Genomic DNA, 15,489 nt, shown 5'->3' on the forward strand with positions numbered 1-15,489 from the left:
GATGGTTTCCGCAGCCTTCGGCGCGGCGCTGGCCGCGCAGCGCCGCGAGTTCAACGCCCTGGCCGCCGAGGCGCGGCGCCGTTATCCGGGCTTCGACCAGGACGCATTCACGCAGTTCCTGGTCGAGGCGGCCGATCCGGTGGTGGATGCCGTCGCCCACACCGCGCCCGACAGTGTGCATGGCGTGGCGGCGCACGCCTTCCGCATGGGCCTCGAGATGGTCGGCCAGCGCCTGGCCGACGGCAGCCCGCGCACGTCCGGCTTGGTGCGTGCCTGGACAACGGTGCTGCCCAGGTTCGCGCCCCTGGTGGCGCGCGCTCCCGAGCGCACGCTCGGCATGCTGAGCAACGCGGCCCTCCACCTGGCGACGCTGCCCGGCGTGCGCGTCCAGCGTTGGGAGCGCGACATGGCGGCGCTGGCGCCGCTGGTCGACAGTATCGAGCATTTGCGTGCGCTCGGGCAGGTGCTGGCCTGGCGCGCCGGCGCCGCTCACTACCGGCAAGGAGCGATCGCGGCGGCGGATGGTTTGCCCGAAGCGCTGGCGCTGGCCGCTTTTCGTTGCGCGGACGCCGGCTCCTGGCAGCTGGCACGGGCCAGCCTGGCAAGCGATCCATGGTGGCGGGCGGAGGCTGATCCCGATGGGGTGTCGACGCATGTGACCGGAAGCTTTGCCGGCTTCGGCGGCCTGTTCACCACGCCGCCGCGACTGGCAGCGGCCGAATCGTGCTTCGTGGTGCAATCCGGCGAGCGTGCCTTCCTGCTGATCGCCGATGCCTACGGTGTGGTCTTGCTGCCAGCCGGCGAGGCCGATGCTGGCGCAGTGGCGAACTTGCCTTACCTTGTGGAGGGCGACGACGTGCTCGTCGGCCGGCAGCGCATCGCGCTGGCGCTGCCGCCGGAAGGACTCGCGCTGTGCGCCACGGCGTCGACCATCGCGCTCAGCTCTCCCTACACGCATGCAATCCAGCTGGTGGCCCGCCAATGAACGCTCACGCCCTACCGCAGGAAGAAATGGGCGCGCTGCTCGCACGCTGGCGCGCGGCCTGGCCGGCGGCGCTGGCATGCTGGAGCCGCTACACGCGCCTGCACGAGCCCCAGTTGTGCGCGACGACGGCGCGGGCCGCCAAGGCCGGCCTGGAGGGCAGCTTCGCCATGATCCGGCTGGCGGACCAGAGTGTCGTGATCGACCTGCAGGCGGTTCACGAACGCGGGCTGCACGACTACGGCGTCGAGATCCTGGCGCACGAGATCGGGCACCACGTGCTGGCGCCGGCCACCGCGACCGACCATTTCCGCATGCTGGCCCGGCTCCGCCGCGTGCTGGGGACCGAGGGCGACGCCGCGCCGATGGTGGCCAACCTGTACACCGACCTGTGCATCAACGACCGTCTGCAGCGCCAGGCCGGGCTGCGCATGGCCGAGGTCTACCGGAAGCTGGCGCGCGCACCCGGGTCGGCGGAGCCGGGCAGGGTGTGGACGCTCTACCTGCGCATCTACGAGCATCTGTGGCGCCTGCCACGGGGCAGCCTGGGTGGCGGCGCCTGCGAGGAGGCGCTCGACGCCGACGCCTGGCTCGGCGCCCGGATCGTGCGCGTGTACGCCAACGAGCCCATGGTCGGCGCCTCCCGCTTCGCGGCGCTGCTGCTGCCCTACCTGGTCGAGGACGGCCTCGATGCCTTCGCATGGCACGATACCGGGGACGCGGCCGCCGGCTGCGCGCCGGGCAGCCTGCACGAGCTGGAAGACGACGGCCCGGCCGACGCATTGCACCCGGCCTGGGATACCCGCCTGACCGGCGCCGAGGATGCGGAAGACGCGCCGCGGGAAGCGGTCGGGCAGGGCGCCGGCCAGGCGCTCGACCCCTACGAATACGGCGAAATCCTGCGCGCCGGCGGCACCAGCCTGAGCCCGCACGAGATCGCGATGCGCTATTACCGTGAACGCGCCTTGCCGCACCTGGTGCCGTTCCCCGTGCGTGCCGACCGCAAGGCGCCGGATCCGCAGATGGAGGGCGTGCAACCGTGGAGCATCGGCGACCCGCTCGACGAGATCGACTGGCTGCACAGCGTCACGATCAGCCCGCGGCCGGTGCCCGGCGTGACCCTGGTGCGCCGCGTCTACAGCCTCGAAAGCGCCGACGACCACGCCTTGGCGCCCGTCGACCTCGACCTCTACGTCGACAGTTCCGGCTCGATGCCCGACCCGCAGCACCGCATGTCCTGGCTGGCGCTGGCCGGCGCCATCATCGCGCTGTCGGCCCTGCGTACTGGCGCGTCGGTGCAGGCGACGCTGTGGAGCGGCAAGCAGCAGGTGCTCGCCACCAAGGGCTTCACGCGCGACGCCGACCAGGTGCTGCACGTGCTGACCGGTTTCTTCGGCGGCGGCACCTGCTTTCCGATCCACCGCCTGCGCGAGACCTATGCGGCCGGCCGCCGCGCGCGGCGGACCCACATCCTGATGATCTCGGACGACGGCATCACGACCATGTTCGACAAGGACGAGCGCGGCAACAGCGGCTGGGACGTCGCCGCGCGCGCCCTGGCGGCAGGAAAGGCCGGCGGGACCATGGCGCTGGACCTGCCCGCCGGCTGGGACGCCGCCCACGGGGGCTACTACCGAGAGCTGGCAGCCACCCTGGAGCGCGCCCGCCGCGAGCAGGGGTGGGACATTCATGCGGTGCCGGACCAGGCCGGACTGCTCGCGTTCGCGCAGGCCTTCAGCCGCCGTCATTACGCGCAAGACACGCAGGAGCGCCGGCCATGAACAGCGCCGGCCCCGCACTTGAGACCCTGACCCGGCGCCTGCTCGACACGCCGGCCGAGTTCCTCGACGAACCGCGCATCGACAACAGCGGCACGGTAGCGGTGCCGGCGCTGCTCCATGACCTGATGCGGCTGCATGGGCACCGCGCGCCGGCGCGCTGGCTCGACGGGCTGGGCGGCGCGCAGCCGCGCGCGCGGCGCAACCGCCTGGCGGTCATGATGGTCCTGTGCTGGCTGCTGGCCGACGAGTGGTTCCTGGCGCAAGGCCTGCCGCGCGATGCTTTGTATTCCCTGTTCGAGAACGAAGCCGGCCAGCTGGCGCAAGCTACTCCAGCGCACAACTTCGTGCAGGAGACCGGCGCCGGCGAGGAACTGGTGCGTGTCGCGCTGGCGCATTTCGGCTACCGTCCCGCGGACGAGTCGCTCGAGCAGGCGCAGGACCGGCTGGCCGCCGTCAGCGCCGCCGCCCGGCGCAGGCTGCTCGACGCCAGCCGGGCGGCGGAAAAGCGCGCGCGCGAAGTGCGCGAGGCCCTGGCGCGCAAGGCTGCCGAGGAGTCGGCCGACAAGTGGACGCGCGAGTGACGGAGGATCCGCTGCACCGCGAGCGCTTTCCGACCCTCAGCGCCGAGGGCCAGCGCATGATCGACTTCATGCGCCACCACCCGCATGCGCCGATCTACCGCAACCACAGCGGCAATCGCTTGCTGCATGAGGAGATCGCGCTGGTCCGCAGCTTCGAGCGTGAAGTCGCCGGCGCCGCCATCGGCTGGACGCCGGGCCGGCCGCCCGAATGGGTGCAGGGCTTCGTCGCCGGCGCCTTCCGCACCGTGCCCTTCTATCGCGCGCTCGGTTCGCCGCCGCGGCGCCTGGAAGACGTGGCGCCGGTCTCGCGCGCGGACCTGGCCGCCGACGTGGCGCGCTTCGTGCCGGACGACGTCGAGACGGCGCGCCTCATGGTTTTCCAGACCACCGGCACCACCGGCCATCCGCTGGTGGTGCCCTCGCACCCGCTGGTGGCGGCCAGGTACGCCGCCTTCCACAAGCGCGCCCTTGGCCGGACCGGTGTCGTGCCCATGCACGGCGCGGGCCAGGTCGGCGTGGTGCTGCTCGGCTTCCAGCAGCGTTGCTTCACCTATGTGTCGGTGTCGCCGGCGATGGGCGAATCCGGACTGGCCAAGATCAACCTGCATCCGAACGACTGGCGCGCGCCCGGCGACCGCGCCCGCTACCTGGATGCGATGGCGCCCGAGATCGTCGCGGGCGACCCGATTTCCCTGCGCGAATACGCGGACCTGGGATGCACGGTTGCGCCGCGCGCCATCATCTCGGTCTCGATGGCCCTGCATGACGGCTTGCGCAGGCTGCTGGAGGAGCGCTTCGGCTGCCCCGTGCTGGACATCTATTCGCTCAACGAAGTCGGCCCGGTGGCGGCGCATGACGATGCGGCGGGCGGTCATCTGCTCCTGCAGCCGCGCCTGTATGTCGAGATCCTCGGCGACGACGGCCGCTTGGCGCCGGCAGGCGAGCGTGGCGAAGTCACGGTCACGGGCGGCTTCAATTTCTGCCTGCCGCTGCTGCGCTACCGGACCGGGGATTACGCCAGCCTGGCCTGCGGGCCGCACGGCCCGGTGCTGGTGGACTTGCAGGGACGCCGGCCGGTGCGCTTCTTCGGGCGCGGCCAGTGGTGGAATAACGTCGACGTCACCCATGCGCTGCGCGCGCTGCCGCTGTCGCGCTTTACCCTGCACCAGGCCGCGGACGGCGAGCTGGTGCTGGGACTGGCGCACGATTCGCTGGCCCTCGGCCCCGCGGCGCTGGCGGCGCTCGGGCCGCTGTTCGGTGACCGGCGCATCGCGCTGCGCGCGATCACGGCCGACGACAAGGTGCGCCAGTACACCTCGGATTTCGCAGGGGCGTCGCAGGCCGGGTAGGCGGCTGGCGAGCGCCGTGTCATACTGGCGCTCGAGCACGAAACAACCTTCCACGGGGAGATGCCGGCAGCGGCCGGCGCAGACGCATGATCGGACCATTGGAACTCGCGGCCAACGCGGCCGCCACCGCCGCCATCATCCTGGCCGGCAGGAACAGCATCCACACCTGGTGGACCGGCATCGTCGGCTGCGCGCTGTTCGGCGTGCTGTTCTTCGAGGCCAGGCTGTATGCCGACGTGGTCCTGCAGGTATTCTTCGTGGCCTCCAGCGCGATCGGGTGGCGCCACTGGCTGCGCGGTGGCGGCGGGCAGGCGCTGCCAGTGTCGCGCGCCGATTTCCGCAGCCTGGCCTGGACCGTCCCGGCCGGCGTCGCCGTCAGCGTGGCCTACGGCATGCTGCTGCACCGCTGGACCGACGCCTATGCGCCCTTCGCCGACTCTGCTGTGCTGGTGTTCAGCGTCATCGCCCAGCTGCTGCTGATGGGGCGGCGCATCGAGAACTGGGCCTTCTGGCTGCTGGTGAATTCGGTGGCCGTGCCGCTGTACGCCAGCCGTGGCCTGTACCTGACCGCATTCCTGTATTGCGTCTACTGGGTCAATGCCTGCATCGCCTGGCGCTGGTGGCACCGGCTCGCCGAGCAAGACAGCACCCGCCTGGCCGGCGCATGAAGCGCTACCGCCAGGGTCTGGTGGTCGGGAAGTTCTGCCCGCTGCACCTCGGCCACATGCACCTGATCCGCACCGCGCTGGACGCCTGCGACGAGGTGCTGATCGTCAGCTATACGAAGCCCGAATTCGACCGCTGCGGCCCGGCCGCGCGCGAGGCCTGGCTGGCGGCGCTGTTCCCGCAGGCGGCGCGGCTGGTGGTCGACGATGCGCTGCTGCTGACGGAATGCGCCCGGCGCGGCATCGCGCCCCTCATGCCGGTTCCTGACAATGACGCCGACGCCGCGATCCACCGCGAATTCAGTGCCTGGTCATGCTCAGCGCTGGCCGGGGTCGTCGTCGATGCGGTGTTCACCAGCGAGTCGTATGGCGACGGTTTCGCGCAGGCCTTGTCCGGCTATTTTTCTGACCGCTTGAAGCGGCCCCATGTCGTCACCCACGTCAGCGTCGACCCGGAAAGGTGCGCGGTGCCGGTGTCCGGAACCCGGGTGCGCGAGGACCCCCACGCCTGGCGCCGTTACCTGGACCCGGTCGTCTATGCCGATTTCATCGACCGGATCTGCATCCTGGGCGGCGAGTCGAGCGGCAAGACCACGCTGGTGGCGGCGCTGGCGCAGGCCCTGGACACGGTCGGCGTGCCCGAAGTGGGGCGGCTGCACTGGGAAGAAAAGGGCGGGGCGTTCACCTACGACGACATGCGCGTGATCGCCGAAGGGCAGATCGCCCTTGAAATCACGCTGGCGCAGGACGCGCGCCGCTGGCTGGTATGCGATGGCAGCGCATTGACCACCGTGTTCTACAGCGAAGACGGGTACGGAAAGGTCGACGCGGCCGTGCAGGCTTTGGCCAGGCGCCCGTATGCGATGACCTTCGTCTGTGCGCCCGACATTCCCTTCGTGCAGGACGGCACCCGGCGCGACGCGGCGTTCAGGCAGCGCCAGCACGCGTGGTATCTGGCCACGCTCGAGCGGGCAGGGATCCCGTACGTCATCCTGGCGGGCAGCGTGGAGGAGCGGGTCGCGACGTCGCTGGACGTGCTGGCAGCGAGGGCGGCTACGGCCGGATCGTGATCTCGATCTTGTCGGAGGCGATGCCCAGGCTGGCCGCCGGCTTGCGCCTGGCTTTCTCCATCGCACGGATGTAGCTGGCGCCCCATGCATCGGGCGCTCGAGACAGCCAGGCAGCGGCGCAGGCCCACGTCAGAGCGGGCGGATCCAGACGTTGCGGAAGCTGACCGCGTCGCCGTGATCCTGCAGGCGGATCGGCAGCGCGCCGTGCTTGCGGTAGGAAGGCTTGCCGACGTGGAGCGATTCGCCCTGCAGCGCCACGTGGTTCTGCACCAGCACGCCGTTGTGCAGCGCGGTCACGAAGCCGGGCGAGAGCAGGGCGCCGTCAGGAGCGAAGCGCGGAGCGGTCCAGATCACGTCGTAGGTCTGCCATTCGCCGCCCCGCGCGCAGGCGTTCACCAGCGGGACGTGCTGCTTGTAGATGCTGGCGGCCTGGCCGTTCACGTAGGTCTTGTTGTCGACGCAGTCGAGGATCTGGATCTCGTAGCCGCTGCCGTTGCCGGTCGAGGCGAGGAAGACGCCGCTGTTGCCGCGCGCCTGGCCGCTGCCACTCAGGGTGGCCGGCACGCGCCATTCGAGGTGCAGCTGGTAGTCGCTGAAGCTGTGCCGGGTCTGGATGTCGCCGCTGCCGCCGCGCACGGTGAACGCCCCGTCCGCAACCAGCCATGGCGCCGGCTTGTCCGGCGCACCGGACGACACCCAGGCGCCCAGGTCCTTCCCGCCGAACAGCACGACGGCGTCCGACGGCGCGCCCTGCGCCGGGGCCGGGGTCACCCGCGCCGGCTCGGGCGACCATACCTCGGTGTCCTTCGGATTGGCCTGGGCCTGGGCCAGGGACGCCATCGACAGTCCCGCCACCGCAATCATCGCTTTCGCCAGCATCGCACACTCTAGAATAAGAATGGGAGCCAAGCATAGCACGGGCGCCCCGCGCGACTTCGCGCGACTTCGCGCGATGTCCGGCGCCGCGGACAGGTGCGCGCGGGCGGCCGCTGGCGCATAATGGCCGGGTTCTCCGGGGAGGAAATCGATGCGCGACGCAATCATCATCGGCGGCGGCCACAATGGCCTGGTGTGCGCCTTCTACCTGGCGCGGGCGGGCCTGAAGGTCACCGTGCTGGAACGGCGCGCGGTGGTCGGCGGCGCCGCCGTGACCGAGGAATTCCACCCGGGCTTTCGCAACTCGGTGGCCGCCTACACGGTCTCCCTGCTCAACCCCAGGGTGATCGCGGACATGGCCCTGGCCGAGCACGGCCTGCGCATCGTCGAGCGCCCGCTGTCGAACTTCCTGCCGCTCGACGACGGCCGCTACCTCAAGCTCGGCGCCGGCAAGACCGCGAGCGAAGTCGCGAAGTTCTCGCAACGCGATGCGCAAAGGCTGGACGACTACGCGCGCCACCTCGACGGCGCCGCCGACCTGCTGCGCGAACTGGTCCTGCAGACGCCGCCGAACCGGGTCGAGGGAGGCTGGCTCGCCGCGCTGCCGGAACTGGTCAAGGCCGGCAAGTTGGGGAACCGCATGCGCGGACTTTCCTTGCAAATGCAGCGCGAACTGCTCGACCTGTTCACCAAGTCGGCCGGCGACTACCTGGACGGCTGGTTCGAGAGCGCCCCGATCAAGGCCGCCTACGGTTTCGACAGCGTGGTCGGCAACTACGCCAGCCCTTACACGCCCGGTTCGGCCTACGTGCTGCTGCACCACGTGTTCGGCGAGGTCAATGGCAAGAAGGGCGCCTGGGGCCACGCCATCGGCGGCATGGGCGCCATCACGCAGGCGATGGCGAAGGCGGCCCGGGCGCAGGGCGTGGAGATCCGCACCGACTGCGCGGTGGCGGAAGTCCTGCTCGTGGAGAAGCGCGCCGGCGGCGTGGTCACGGAGAAGGGCGAGCGGATCGCGTCGCGCGCGGTGGTGTCGAACCTGAATCCGCGCCTGCTGTACACGCGCCTGGTCGATCCCGGCGCGCTGCCGGCCGACTTCCTGCGCCGCATGCAGGGCTGGCGTTGCGGCTCCGGCACCTTCCGCATGAACGTGGCGCTGTCCGAGCTGCCGAGCTTCAGTTGCCTGCCCGGCGGCCAGCTAGAGGAGCACCATGGCAGCGGCATCATCATCGCCCCGAGCCTGCAGTACATGGAACGCGCCTACATGGACGCGCGCAGCCATGGCTGGTCGCGCGCACCGATCGTCGAGATGCTGATTCCCTCCACGCTGGACGCGAGCCTGGCGCCGCCCGGCCAGCACGTGGCCAGCCTGTTCTGCCAGCACGTGGCGCCGCAGCTGCCCGATGGCGTCAGCTGGGACGCGCACCGCGACGAGGTGGCCGACCTCATGATCGACACGGTCGACCGCCACGCGCCGAACTTCAGGCGCAGTGTGATCGGGCGCCAGATCATGAGTCCCCTCGACCTGGAGCGCACCTTCGGCCTGGTGGGCGGCGACATCTTCCATGGTGCGCTGGGGCTCGACCAGCTGTTCGCGGCGCGCCCGATGCTGGGCCACGCGGACTACCGCGGCCCCGTGGCCGGCCTGTACACCTGCGGCTCCGGCACCCATCCGGGCGGCGGCGTTACCGGCGCGCCCGGCCACAATGCCGCGCGCGAGGTGCTGCGCGACTTCAGGCGCCGCCAGCCCCGGCATGCGTAAACACGTGACGCAATCTACATCGATGGCGCCGCCGGCGCTGCACATCCGCCCGGCGCGGCCGGACGACGCGGCATTCTTCGCCGCGCTGTACCGCTCGACCCGTCCCGACCTGCTGGCCATGCTGGCCGACCGCCGCTACATCGACGGCCTGGTCGCCGCCGCGTGGCAGGCGCAGGCGGCCAGCTATCGCGAACGCTATCCCGACGCCAGGTACCAGGTGCTCGAGCTGGACGGGGAGCCCGTCGCGCGCCTGGTCACCGCGGCCGTGGCAAGGGCGCTGCGGGTAGTCGACCTGGCCGTCCTCCCGGCGGCGCGCGGGCGCGGCGTCGCCACCGCGGCCCTGCAGTGGCTGCAGCGGCAGGCGCGCCAGGATGGGCGCGACCTGGCACTGGCCGTACACCGCGACAATGCCGGCGCGCGCCGGCTCTATGCGGCGCTCGGCTTTGCCGCGGAAGGCGAGGAGGGCGCGGTACTGGCCTTGCGCTGGCGTCCCTGACGGGGCACCCACCGCCGAACGGGTACAATCCGCCGTTTGCCGGCCAGCCTGAAAGGACACCATGACAGCAGCACTCCACGAACCCGTCTGCCTCTGGGATGTGGGCGCCCATCTCGGCGAGGGCGCGCTCTGGCATGCGGCGACGCGCTCGGTGTGGTTCGTCGACATCAAGGGCAGGCGCATCCACCGCTGCGCCGCCGACGGCGGCGGCCGGAGCAGCTGGGCGGCGCCGGGACAGCCGGGCTTCGTGGTGCCGGATGCGGAAGGCCGCATGGTCTGCGCGCTGGAGGATGGCCTGTACCGCTTCGACCCGGCCGACGGCTCGTTCACTCCCTTGCGCAAGGTAGAGGACGACTTGCCCGGTAACCGCTTCAACGACGGCCACGTCGACGCCGGGGGCAACCTGTGGTTCGGCTCGATGGACGACGCCCAGGCCGCGCCCAGCGGCGCCCTGTACCGGCTTGGCCGCGAGGGCGTGCTGGCGCGCGCCGATGACGGCTACGTGATCACCAACGGCCCGGCGATCAGCCCGGACGGGCGCACGCTGTACCACACCGAGACGCCGCTGCGCCGGGTCTATGCCTTCGCGCTGCGGGGCGACGGCTCCCTGGCCGACAAGCGGGTCTTCCTGCAGCTGCCGGAGGGCAGCCGTCCGGACGGCATGGCGGTCGACAGCGATGGGCACTTGTGGATCGCGCTGTTCGGCGCCGGGCGCATCGAGCGCTATACGCCGGCGGGGCGGCTCGTCGGGAGCGTGCAGTTCCCGTGCACGAACATCACCAAGCTCGCCTTCGGCGGCGACGACCTGCGCACCGCCTATGTGACCACGGCATGGAAGGGATTGTCGGAATCACAACGGCGCGAGCAGCCATTGGCGGGCGGCCTGTTCGCCTTCCGGGTCGAGACGCCCGGGCTGCCGCACCATGTTGTCAAGGTGATCTGATATTCGATTGCGTGATATCGGATGATCGGTCGCGCGTGTTCAGATATGCGAATTACTTATCGTTGAAATCGGAAATCGCAATTGGATTAATGTCTCGTCCAGGTCTACACTGTGTTCATTGCCTAACCGCTTCACACTTTCAAAGGAACCAGCATGAACACCGCTACCATCGCTTTCGCCCGTCCGGCTGCTCCGAACGTCTTCGCCAACCTGCTGTCGATGCTGGGTGGCCACCTGCGCCGCGCCATCGAAGTGTCGGGCGACGCCTTCCTGGTGCAGGGCGCGCGCTACCTGTAAGCGCAGCCGCCAGGATCACTGAACGAAGCCCCTCGCGAGGGGCTTTTTCTATGTCCGGGCCGGGCTCAATAGCCCGCGATCCCGCAGCCACTCCTCGGCGCGGCGCGGCCACAGCGACGCCGTCCCCAACCCGTCGCGCATGCCCATGCCGTGCGCGCCGTGCTCGAACAGATACATCTCCGCCGGCACCCTGGCGCGCGTGAGCGCCTGGTAGAACAGGATGCTGTTCTCGACCGGCACCGACTGGTCGGCCTGGGTGTGGACCAGCAGCGTCGGCGGCGTGCGCGCCGTGACCTGGCGTTCCACCGACATCAATTCCACCTCCGCCGCCCGGGGCTCCGCGCCCAGCAGCGCCTTGCACGAGCCCGCGTGCGCCGCCGGCCCCGCCAGCGTGATCACCGGGTACATCAGCATCAGGAAGTCGGGCCGGGCGCTGACCGCGTCCAGCGCCGCGCCGGTGCGGCCCAGCGGATGATCGAACAGGGTGCCGGCGCTGGCCGCCAGGTGGCCGCCGGCCGAACTGCCCATCACGCCGATCCGGTCCGGCTGCACCCTGAACTCGCCGGCCTGCGCCCGCACCAGGCGCACCGCGCGCAGCACGTCGCGCAGCGGCGCCGGGTGGCCGAATTCGAGCTGGCGGTAGGTCAGCACGAAGGCGGTGACGCCGAGCGCGGACAGCCACTGCGCGTATTGCTCGCCTTCGCGCCGCGTCGACTGGCGCACGTAGCCGCCGCCCGGGCAGATGATGACGGCGGTGCCGTTGGCACGGTCCACCGCCGCCGGATGGACGGTGAGGGAGGGTTCCGTGATGTTGGTGGTGCGGCCATCCTCGTCGACGCGGTTCGGGCCCAGTTCGGGCTTGGCGTCGGGCACACCTTCCGGCCACAATGGCAACACGCGCGGGCCGCTGCCCGCCGCCATCCCCAGGGGGCCGGCGGCGGCGAGCGCCAGGCCGGCGGCGAATTGGCTCAATCTACGTCTCCTGTATTCATTCATCGGCTAAGCATCCATGTTAAAGCGTTTTCAACCCGGCAGTATTCTCGCATGCGCCGCCCTGCTGGCGGGCTGCGCCACCACCTCCGTGCAACCCTTCGACGGCGAGGCCGGCCTCGAGATGGTCACCACCCCCGCGGGCACGCTGGCGGACGTGTGGTCGCGCGGGTCGGACGGCGTGGTCCGCGTCGCCGGGGCGCCGTCCGGCTTCATCGCGACCCGCGCCAGCTACGAGAACTACCGCATGCACGTCGAATGGCGCTGGCCGGGCAAGCCGGGCAATGCCGGCGTGCTGCTGCACATCGCGTCGGGCCCGAAGGACCGCGTGTGGCCGTTCAGCGTGCAGGTCCAGACCAAGCACGGCGCCGCCGGCGACCTGCTGCCGATGGCGGGCGCCGGCTTTCTCGAGCCGCTCACCAGCGCGCCCGGCGCGGCCACGCCGGTCAAGGGCCATACCGCTCCAGGCAGCGAGCGTCCCGCCGGCGAATGGAACAGCGCCGACATCCTGTGCCGCGACGGCGTGATCGAGGTCACGATCAACGGCGTGGCGCAGAACCGCGTGAGCGGCAGCACGCCGCGTGCAGGGCGGATTGGCTTCCAGCTGGAAGGCGCGCCCTACGAGTTGCGCAACATCCGCATCACGCCACTGGGTTAAAGAATGCCATGATCATCTCGTCCGCCACCGACTACCGTGAAGCGGCGCGCAGGCGCTTGCCACCCTTCCTGTTCCACTACCTGGACGGCGGCGCCGGCGCCGAGCAGACCCTGCGCAGCAATGTCGAGGACCTGCAGGCGGTGCGCCTGCGCCAGCGCGTGCTGCGCGGCTCGGCGCAGCAGGACCTGTCGGTCTCCTGGTTCGGGCGCCAGTACGACCTGCCGGTGGCGCTGGCGCCGGTCGGCCTGGGCGGGATGTATGCGCGGCGCGGCGAAGTGCAGGCGGTGCGCGCGGCCTGCCGCCGCAACATCCCCTTCATCCAGTCCACCGTGTCGGTGTGTCCGCTGGCGGAAGTCGCGGCCCAGGCAGAGCGGCCGCTCTGGTTCCAGCTCTACGTATTGAAGGACCGCGCCTTCATGCGCGACGTGATGCGGCGCGCCTGGGAGCTGGGTGCGACCACGCTGGTGTTCACCGTCGACATGCCGGTGCCGGGGGCGCGCTACCGCGACGCCCACAGCGGCATGAGCGGACCCAATGGGCCGCTGCGGCGCGTGCTGCAGGCGATGCTGCATCCGCGCTGGGCCTGGGACGTCGGCCTGTTCGGCCGGCCCCACGACCTCGGGAACATCTCGGCCTTCCGCGGCAGCGCCACGGGCCTGGCCGACTACATCGGCTGGCTGGGCGCCAACTTCGACCCTGGCATCGCCTGGCAAGACCTGCAGTGGATCCGCGACGAGTGGCAGGGTGAACTCGTCATCAAGGGCATCCTCGATCCGGAGGACGCACGCGACGCGCTGGCGTTCGGCGCCGATGGCATCGTGGTGTCCAACCACGGCGGGCGTCAGCTGGACGGCGCGCCGTCCAGCGCCCGGGCCCTGCCGGCGATCGCGGCCGAGGTGAAAGGGAAGATGACGATCTTCGCCGACGGCGGCGTGCGCACCGGGACCGACGTGTTCCGCATGCTGGCCCTGGGCGCGGACGGGGTCCTGCTCGGCCGCGCCTTCATCTACGCGCTGGCGGTGCAGGGCCAGGCGGGCGTCGAGCGCCTGCTGGCGATCATGGAAAAGGACCTGCGCACGACCATGGTCCTCACCGGCGTGGGCAAGGTGGCCGAGATCGGGCCGCAGCTGCTGGCGCCCTAGCCCCGCGTGCGCACGGTCCGTAGCGCCCCTGTTTGCAAGCGCCGTCCCCGAGGAGTATGCTGAACCTGCAAAGCCAATACATATACATCGGAGACGATCATGAAACTACGGCTGGCATCACCTCACTTCGCAGAACGCTTCCATGGACCCATGCGCTTCGGCCGCCGCTGGCGCGGCCATGAACTGGCGCTGCGGCTCATCCAGATGGCGGTCCTCATCGTCGTCGGCCTGATCGCGGCGCGGCTGATCGCCGGCGGCGTGACGCTCGGCGCGCGCGCCATCGCGAACATGTTCGGGGCCTAGCGCTCGGCGCTATCTGGCGCTATCTGGCGCTATTCGGCGCGACGTGGCGGCCGATGGCCGCCGCCAGGTTGGGGCGTGCGCCTGCAAGGCCGGCGCACACCGGTTATCATCGAGCTTTCGATTCTTTCATCACAGGGACCGACGCTCCATGACGACCTCCAGCTACCCCGACACCCGCCTCCTGATCGCCAACGAATGGGTCGACGCGACCGGCGGCAAGACCATTCCGGTGCTGAACCCGGCCACCGGCCAGGCGATCGGCACCGTGGCCCACGCCAGCATCGCCGACCTGGATCGCGCACTGGCCGCCGCCCAGAAGGGCTTCGAAACCTGGCGCGCGATTCCCGCCGCCGAGCGCGCCGCCACCATGCGCCGCGCCGCCAACCTGCTGCGCGAGCGCGCCGGCGACATCGCGCGCCTGCTGACCCAGGAGCAGGGCAAGCCGCTGGTCGAAGCCAAGGGCGAAGCCATGGCCGGCGCCGAGATCATCGACTGGTTCGCCGCCGAAGGCATGCGCGTCTACGGCCGCATCGTCCCGTCGCGCAACCCGGCCGCCCAGCAGCTGGTGCTGAAGGAGCCGGTCGGCCCGGTCGCGGCCTTCACGCCGTGGAACTTCCCGATCAACCAGATCGTGCGCAAGCTCGCCGCCGCGCTGACCACCGGCTGCTCCTTCCTGTGCAAGGCGCCGGAAGAGACCCCGGCCTCGCCGGCCGCGCTGCTGCAGTGCTTCGTCGACGCCGGCGTGCCGCCCGGCGTGGTGGGCCTGGTGTTCGGCGACCCGGCCGAGATCTCCGGCTACCTGATCCCGCACCCGGTCATCCGCAAGGTCACCTTCACCGGCTCGACCCCGGTCGGCAAGCAGCTGGCCGCCCTGGCCGGCGCCCACATGAAGCGCGCCACCATGGAACTGGGCGGCCACGCGCCGGTCATCATCGCGGAAGACGCGGACGTCAACCTGGCGGTGAAGGCCGCCGGCGCCGCGAAGTTCCGCAATGCCGGCCAGGTCTGCATCTCGCCGACCCGCTTCCTGGTCCACAAGGACATCAAGGAAGAGTTTACCCGCGCGCTGGTCGCCCACGCCGAGGGCCTGAAGCTGGGCGACGGCCTGCAGGAAGGCACGACCCTGGGCCCGCTGGCCAATGCGCGCCGCCTTACCGCCATGAAGCAGGTGGTGGAAGATGCGCAGGCCAAGGGCGCGACCCTGGCCACCGGCGGCGCACGCGTGGGCGACGCCGGCAACTTCTTCGCACCGACCATCCTGGCCGACGTGCCACTGGAAGCGAGCGTGTTCAACGACGAGCCGTTCGGGCCGGTCGCGGCGATCCGCGGCTTCGAAAGCCTGGAAGAAGCGATCAATGAGGCCAACCGCCTGCCGTACGGCCTGGCCGGCTATGCCTTCACCCGCTCGATCAAGAACGCCCAGCTCCTGATGAACCGCGTAGAAGTCGGCATGCTGTGGATTAACCAGCCGGCGACCCCGAGCGCCGAGCTGCCGTTCGGCGGCATCAAGGATTCGGGCTATGGTTCGGAAGGCGGCCCGGAGGCGCTGGAATCCTACCTGAACACCAAGGCCGTATCGATGGTCGGCGTATAA

16 protein-coding genes are annotated in these 15,489 nt (G+C 70.6%); 14 read left to right on the forward strand and 2 right to left on the reverse strand.

Features of this window, described 5'->3' with window-relative positions; all coding sequences use genetic code 11:
• The first annotated feature begins 1 nt into the window (after position 1).
• From LQ564_RS22210 to LQ564_RS22235, 6 genes are all read left to right on the forward strand, one after another.
• The gene (locus LQ564_RS22210) at positions 2-985 is read left to right on the forward strand and encodes a hypothetical protein (protein WP_231060294.1); all 984 of its coding nucleotides are present in this window, start codon (positions 2-4) and stop codon (positions 983-985) included.
• Positions 982-2,763, forward strand: a complete 1,782-nt coding sequence (locus LQ564_RS22215; protein WP_231060295.1) for a vWA domain-containing protein — start codon at positions 982-984, stop codon at positions 2,761-2,763. The genes LQ564_RS22210 and LQ564_RS22215 overlap by 4 nt, the downstream gene beginning before the upstream one ends.
• The gene (locus LQ564_RS22220) at positions 2,760-3,344 is read left to right on the forward strand and encodes a hypothetical protein (protein WP_231060296.1); all 585 of its coding nucleotides are present in this window, start codon (positions 2,760-2,762) and stop codon (positions 3,342-3,344) included. Before LQ564_RS22215 ends, LQ564_RS22220 begins: the two co-directional genes overlap by 4 nt.
• The gene (locus LQ564_RS22225; RefSeq protein ID WP_231060297.1) at positions 3,341-4,693 is read left to right on the forward strand and encodes a phenylacetate--CoA ligase family protein; all 1,353 of its coding nucleotides are present in this window, start codon (positions 3,341-3,343) and stop codon (positions 4,691-4,693) included. Before LQ564_RS22220 ends, LQ564_RS22225 begins: the two co-directional genes overlap by 4 nt.
• An 86-nt stretch (positions 4,694-4,779) precedes the next feature.
• Positions 4,780-5,361, forward strand: a complete 582-nt coding sequence (pnuC, locus tag LQ564_RS22230; protein WP_231060298.1) for a nicotinamide riboside transporter PnuC — start codon at positions 4,780-4,782, stop codon at positions 5,359-5,361.
• Complete coding sequence (locus LQ564_RS22235) at positions 5,358-6,428, forward strand: AAA family ATPase (RefSeq protein WP_231060299.1); 1,071 nt, start codon at positions 5,358-5,360, stop codon at positions 6,426-6,428. The genes pnuC and LQ564_RS22235 overlap by 4 nt, the downstream gene beginning before the upstream one ends.
• 129 nt (positions 6,429-6,557) lie before the next feature.
• On the opposite strand, the gene LQ564_RS22240 is transcribed toward LQ564_RS22235, so the two are convergent.
• Positions 6,558-7,307, reverse strand: coding sequence for a 3-keto-disaccharide hydrolase (locus tag LQ564_RS22240; RefSeq protein WP_231060300.1), 750 nt, complete (start codon positions 7,305-7,307; stop codon positions 6,558-6,560).
• A gap of 148 nt (positions 7,308-7,455) precedes the next feature.
• On the opposite strand from LQ564_RS22240, the gene LQ564_RS22245 reads away from it, so the two are divergent.
• The 4 genes from LQ564_RS22245 to LQ564_RS22260 all read left to right on the forward strand — a co-directional run bounded on the left by LQ564_RS22245 (position 7,456) and on the right by LQ564_RS22260 (position 10,802).
• Positions 7,456-9,066, forward strand: a complete 1,611-nt coding sequence (locus LQ564_RS22245; RefSeq protein WP_231060301.1) for a phytoene desaturase family protein — start codon at positions 7,456-7,458, stop codon at positions 9,064-9,066.
• A 4-nt stretch (positions 9,067-9,070) separates the two neighbouring features.
• Positions 9,071-9,562 (forward strand): GNAT family N-acetyltransferase, encoded by a 492-nt coding sequence (locus LQ564_RS22250; RefSeq protein WP_231060302.1) that lies wholly within the window; start codon positions 9,071-9,073, stop codon positions 9,560-9,562.
• 61 nt (positions 9,563-9,623) lie between these two features.
• Positions 9,624-10,505, forward strand: coding sequence for an SMP-30/gluconolactonase/LRE family protein (locus tag LQ564_RS22255; protein WP_231060303.1), 882 nt, complete (start codon positions 9,624-9,626; stop codon positions 10,503-10,505).
• 153 nt (positions 10,506-10,658) lie between these two features.
• Positions 10,659-10,802, forward strand: a complete 144-nt coding sequence (locus LQ564_RS22260; RefSeq protein WP_231060304.1) for a hypothetical protein — start codon at positions 10,659-10,661, stop codon at positions 10,800-10,802.
• Between the two features lie 48 nt (positions 10,803-10,850).
• Here LQ564_RS22260 and LQ564_RS22265 read toward each other — a convergent pair whose 3' ends face one another.
• Complete coding sequence (locus LQ564_RS22265; RefSeq protein WP_231060305.1) at positions 10,851-11,774, reverse strand: alpha/beta hydrolase; 924 nt, start codon at positions 11,772-11,774, stop codon at positions 10,851-10,853.
• 37 nt (positions 11,775-11,811) lie between these two features.
• Between LQ564_RS22265 and LQ564_RS22270 the strand changes: the two genes are divergently transcribed.
• The 4 genes from LQ564_RS22270 to LQ564_RS22285 all read left to right on the forward strand — a co-directional run bounded on the left by LQ564_RS22270 (position 11,812) and on the right by LQ564_RS22285 (position 15,489).
• On the forward strand, positions 11,812-12,450 hold the full coding sequence (locus tag LQ564_RS22270) for a 3-keto-disaccharide hydrolase (protein ID WP_231060306.1): 639 nt from the start codon (positions 11,812-11,814) through the stop codon (positions 12,448-12,450).
• Positions 12,451-12,458: 8 nt separating this feature from the next.
• On the forward strand, positions 12,459-13,592 hold the full coding sequence (gene lldD, locus LQ564_RS22275) for an FMN-dependent L-lactate dehydrogenase LldD (protein WP_231060307.1): 1,134 nt from the start codon (positions 12,459-12,461) through the stop codon (positions 13,590-13,592).
• Between the two features lie 99 nt (positions 13,593-13,691).
• Complete coding sequence (locus LQ564_RS22280; protein WP_231060308.1) at positions 13,692-13,895, forward strand: hypothetical protein; 204 nt, start codon at positions 13,692-13,694, stop codon at positions 13,893-13,895.
• A 148-nt stretch (positions 13,896-14,043) separates the two neighbouring features.
• Positions 14,044-15,489 (forward strand): NAD-dependent succinate-semialdehyde dehydrogenase, encoded by a 1,446-nt coding sequence (locus tag LQ564_RS22285; RefSeq protein WP_231060309.1) that lies wholly within the window; start codon positions 14,044-14,046, stop codon positions 15,487-15,489.

The sequence above is a fragment of the Massilia phyllostachyos genome, from assembly GCF_021044825.1.
GTDB lineage: Bacteria > Pseudomonadota > Gammaproteobacteria > Burkholderiales > Burkholderiaceae_D > Telluria > Telluria phyllostachyos.

Coding starts and splice junctions, on each gene's coding strand:
- LQ564_RS22220 (WP_231060296.1), top strand. CDS start 2,760: ATGAACAGCGCCGGCCCCGCACTTGAGACCCTGACCCGGCGCCTGCTC.
- LQ564_RS22235 (WP_231060299.1), top strand. CDS start 5,358: ATGAAGCGCTACCGCCAGGGTCTGGTGGTCGGGAAGTTCTGCCCGCTG.
- pnuC (WP_231060298.1), top strand. CDS start 4,780: ATGATCGGACCATTGGAACTCGCGGCCAACGCGGCCGCCACCGCCGCC.
- LQ564_RS22245 (WP_231060301.1), top strand. CDS start 7,456: ATGCGCGACGCAATCATCATCGGCGGCGGCCACAATGGCCTGGTGTGC.
- LQ564_RS22255 (WP_231060303.1), top strand. CDS start 9,624: ATGACAGCAGCACTCCACGAACCCGTCTGCCTCTGGGATGTGGGCGCC.
- lldD (WP_231060307.1), top strand. CDS start 12,459: ATGATCATCTCGTCCGCCACCGACTACCGTGAAGCGGCGCGCAGGCGC.
- LQ564_RS22270 (WP_231060306.1), top strand. CDS start 11,812: ATGTTAAAGCGTTTTCAACCCGGCAGTATTCTCGCATGCGCCGCCCTG.
- LQ564_RS22285 (WP_231060309.1), top strand. CDS start 14,044: ATGACGACCTCCAGCTACCCCGACACCCGCCTCCTGATCGCCAACGAA.
- LQ564_RS22240 (WP_231060300.1), bottom strand. CDS start 7,307: ATGCTGGCGAAAGCGATGATTGCGGTGGCGGGACTGTCGATGGCGTCC.
- LQ564_RS22280 (WP_231060308.1), top strand. CDS start 13,692: ATGAAACTACGGCTGGCATCACCTCACTTCGCAGAACGCTTCCATGGA.
- LQ564_RS22260 (WP_231060304.1), top strand. CDS start 10,659: ATGAACACCGCTACCATCGCTTTCGCCCGTCCGGCTGCTCCGAACGTC.
- LQ564_RS22215 (WP_231060295.1), top strand. CDS start 982: ATGAACGCTCACGCCCTACCGCAGGAAGAAATGGGCGCGCTGCTCGCA.
- LQ564_RS22210 (WP_231060294.1), top strand. CDS start 2: ATGGTTTCCGCAGCCTTCGGCGCGGCGCTGGCCGCGCAGCGCCGCGAG.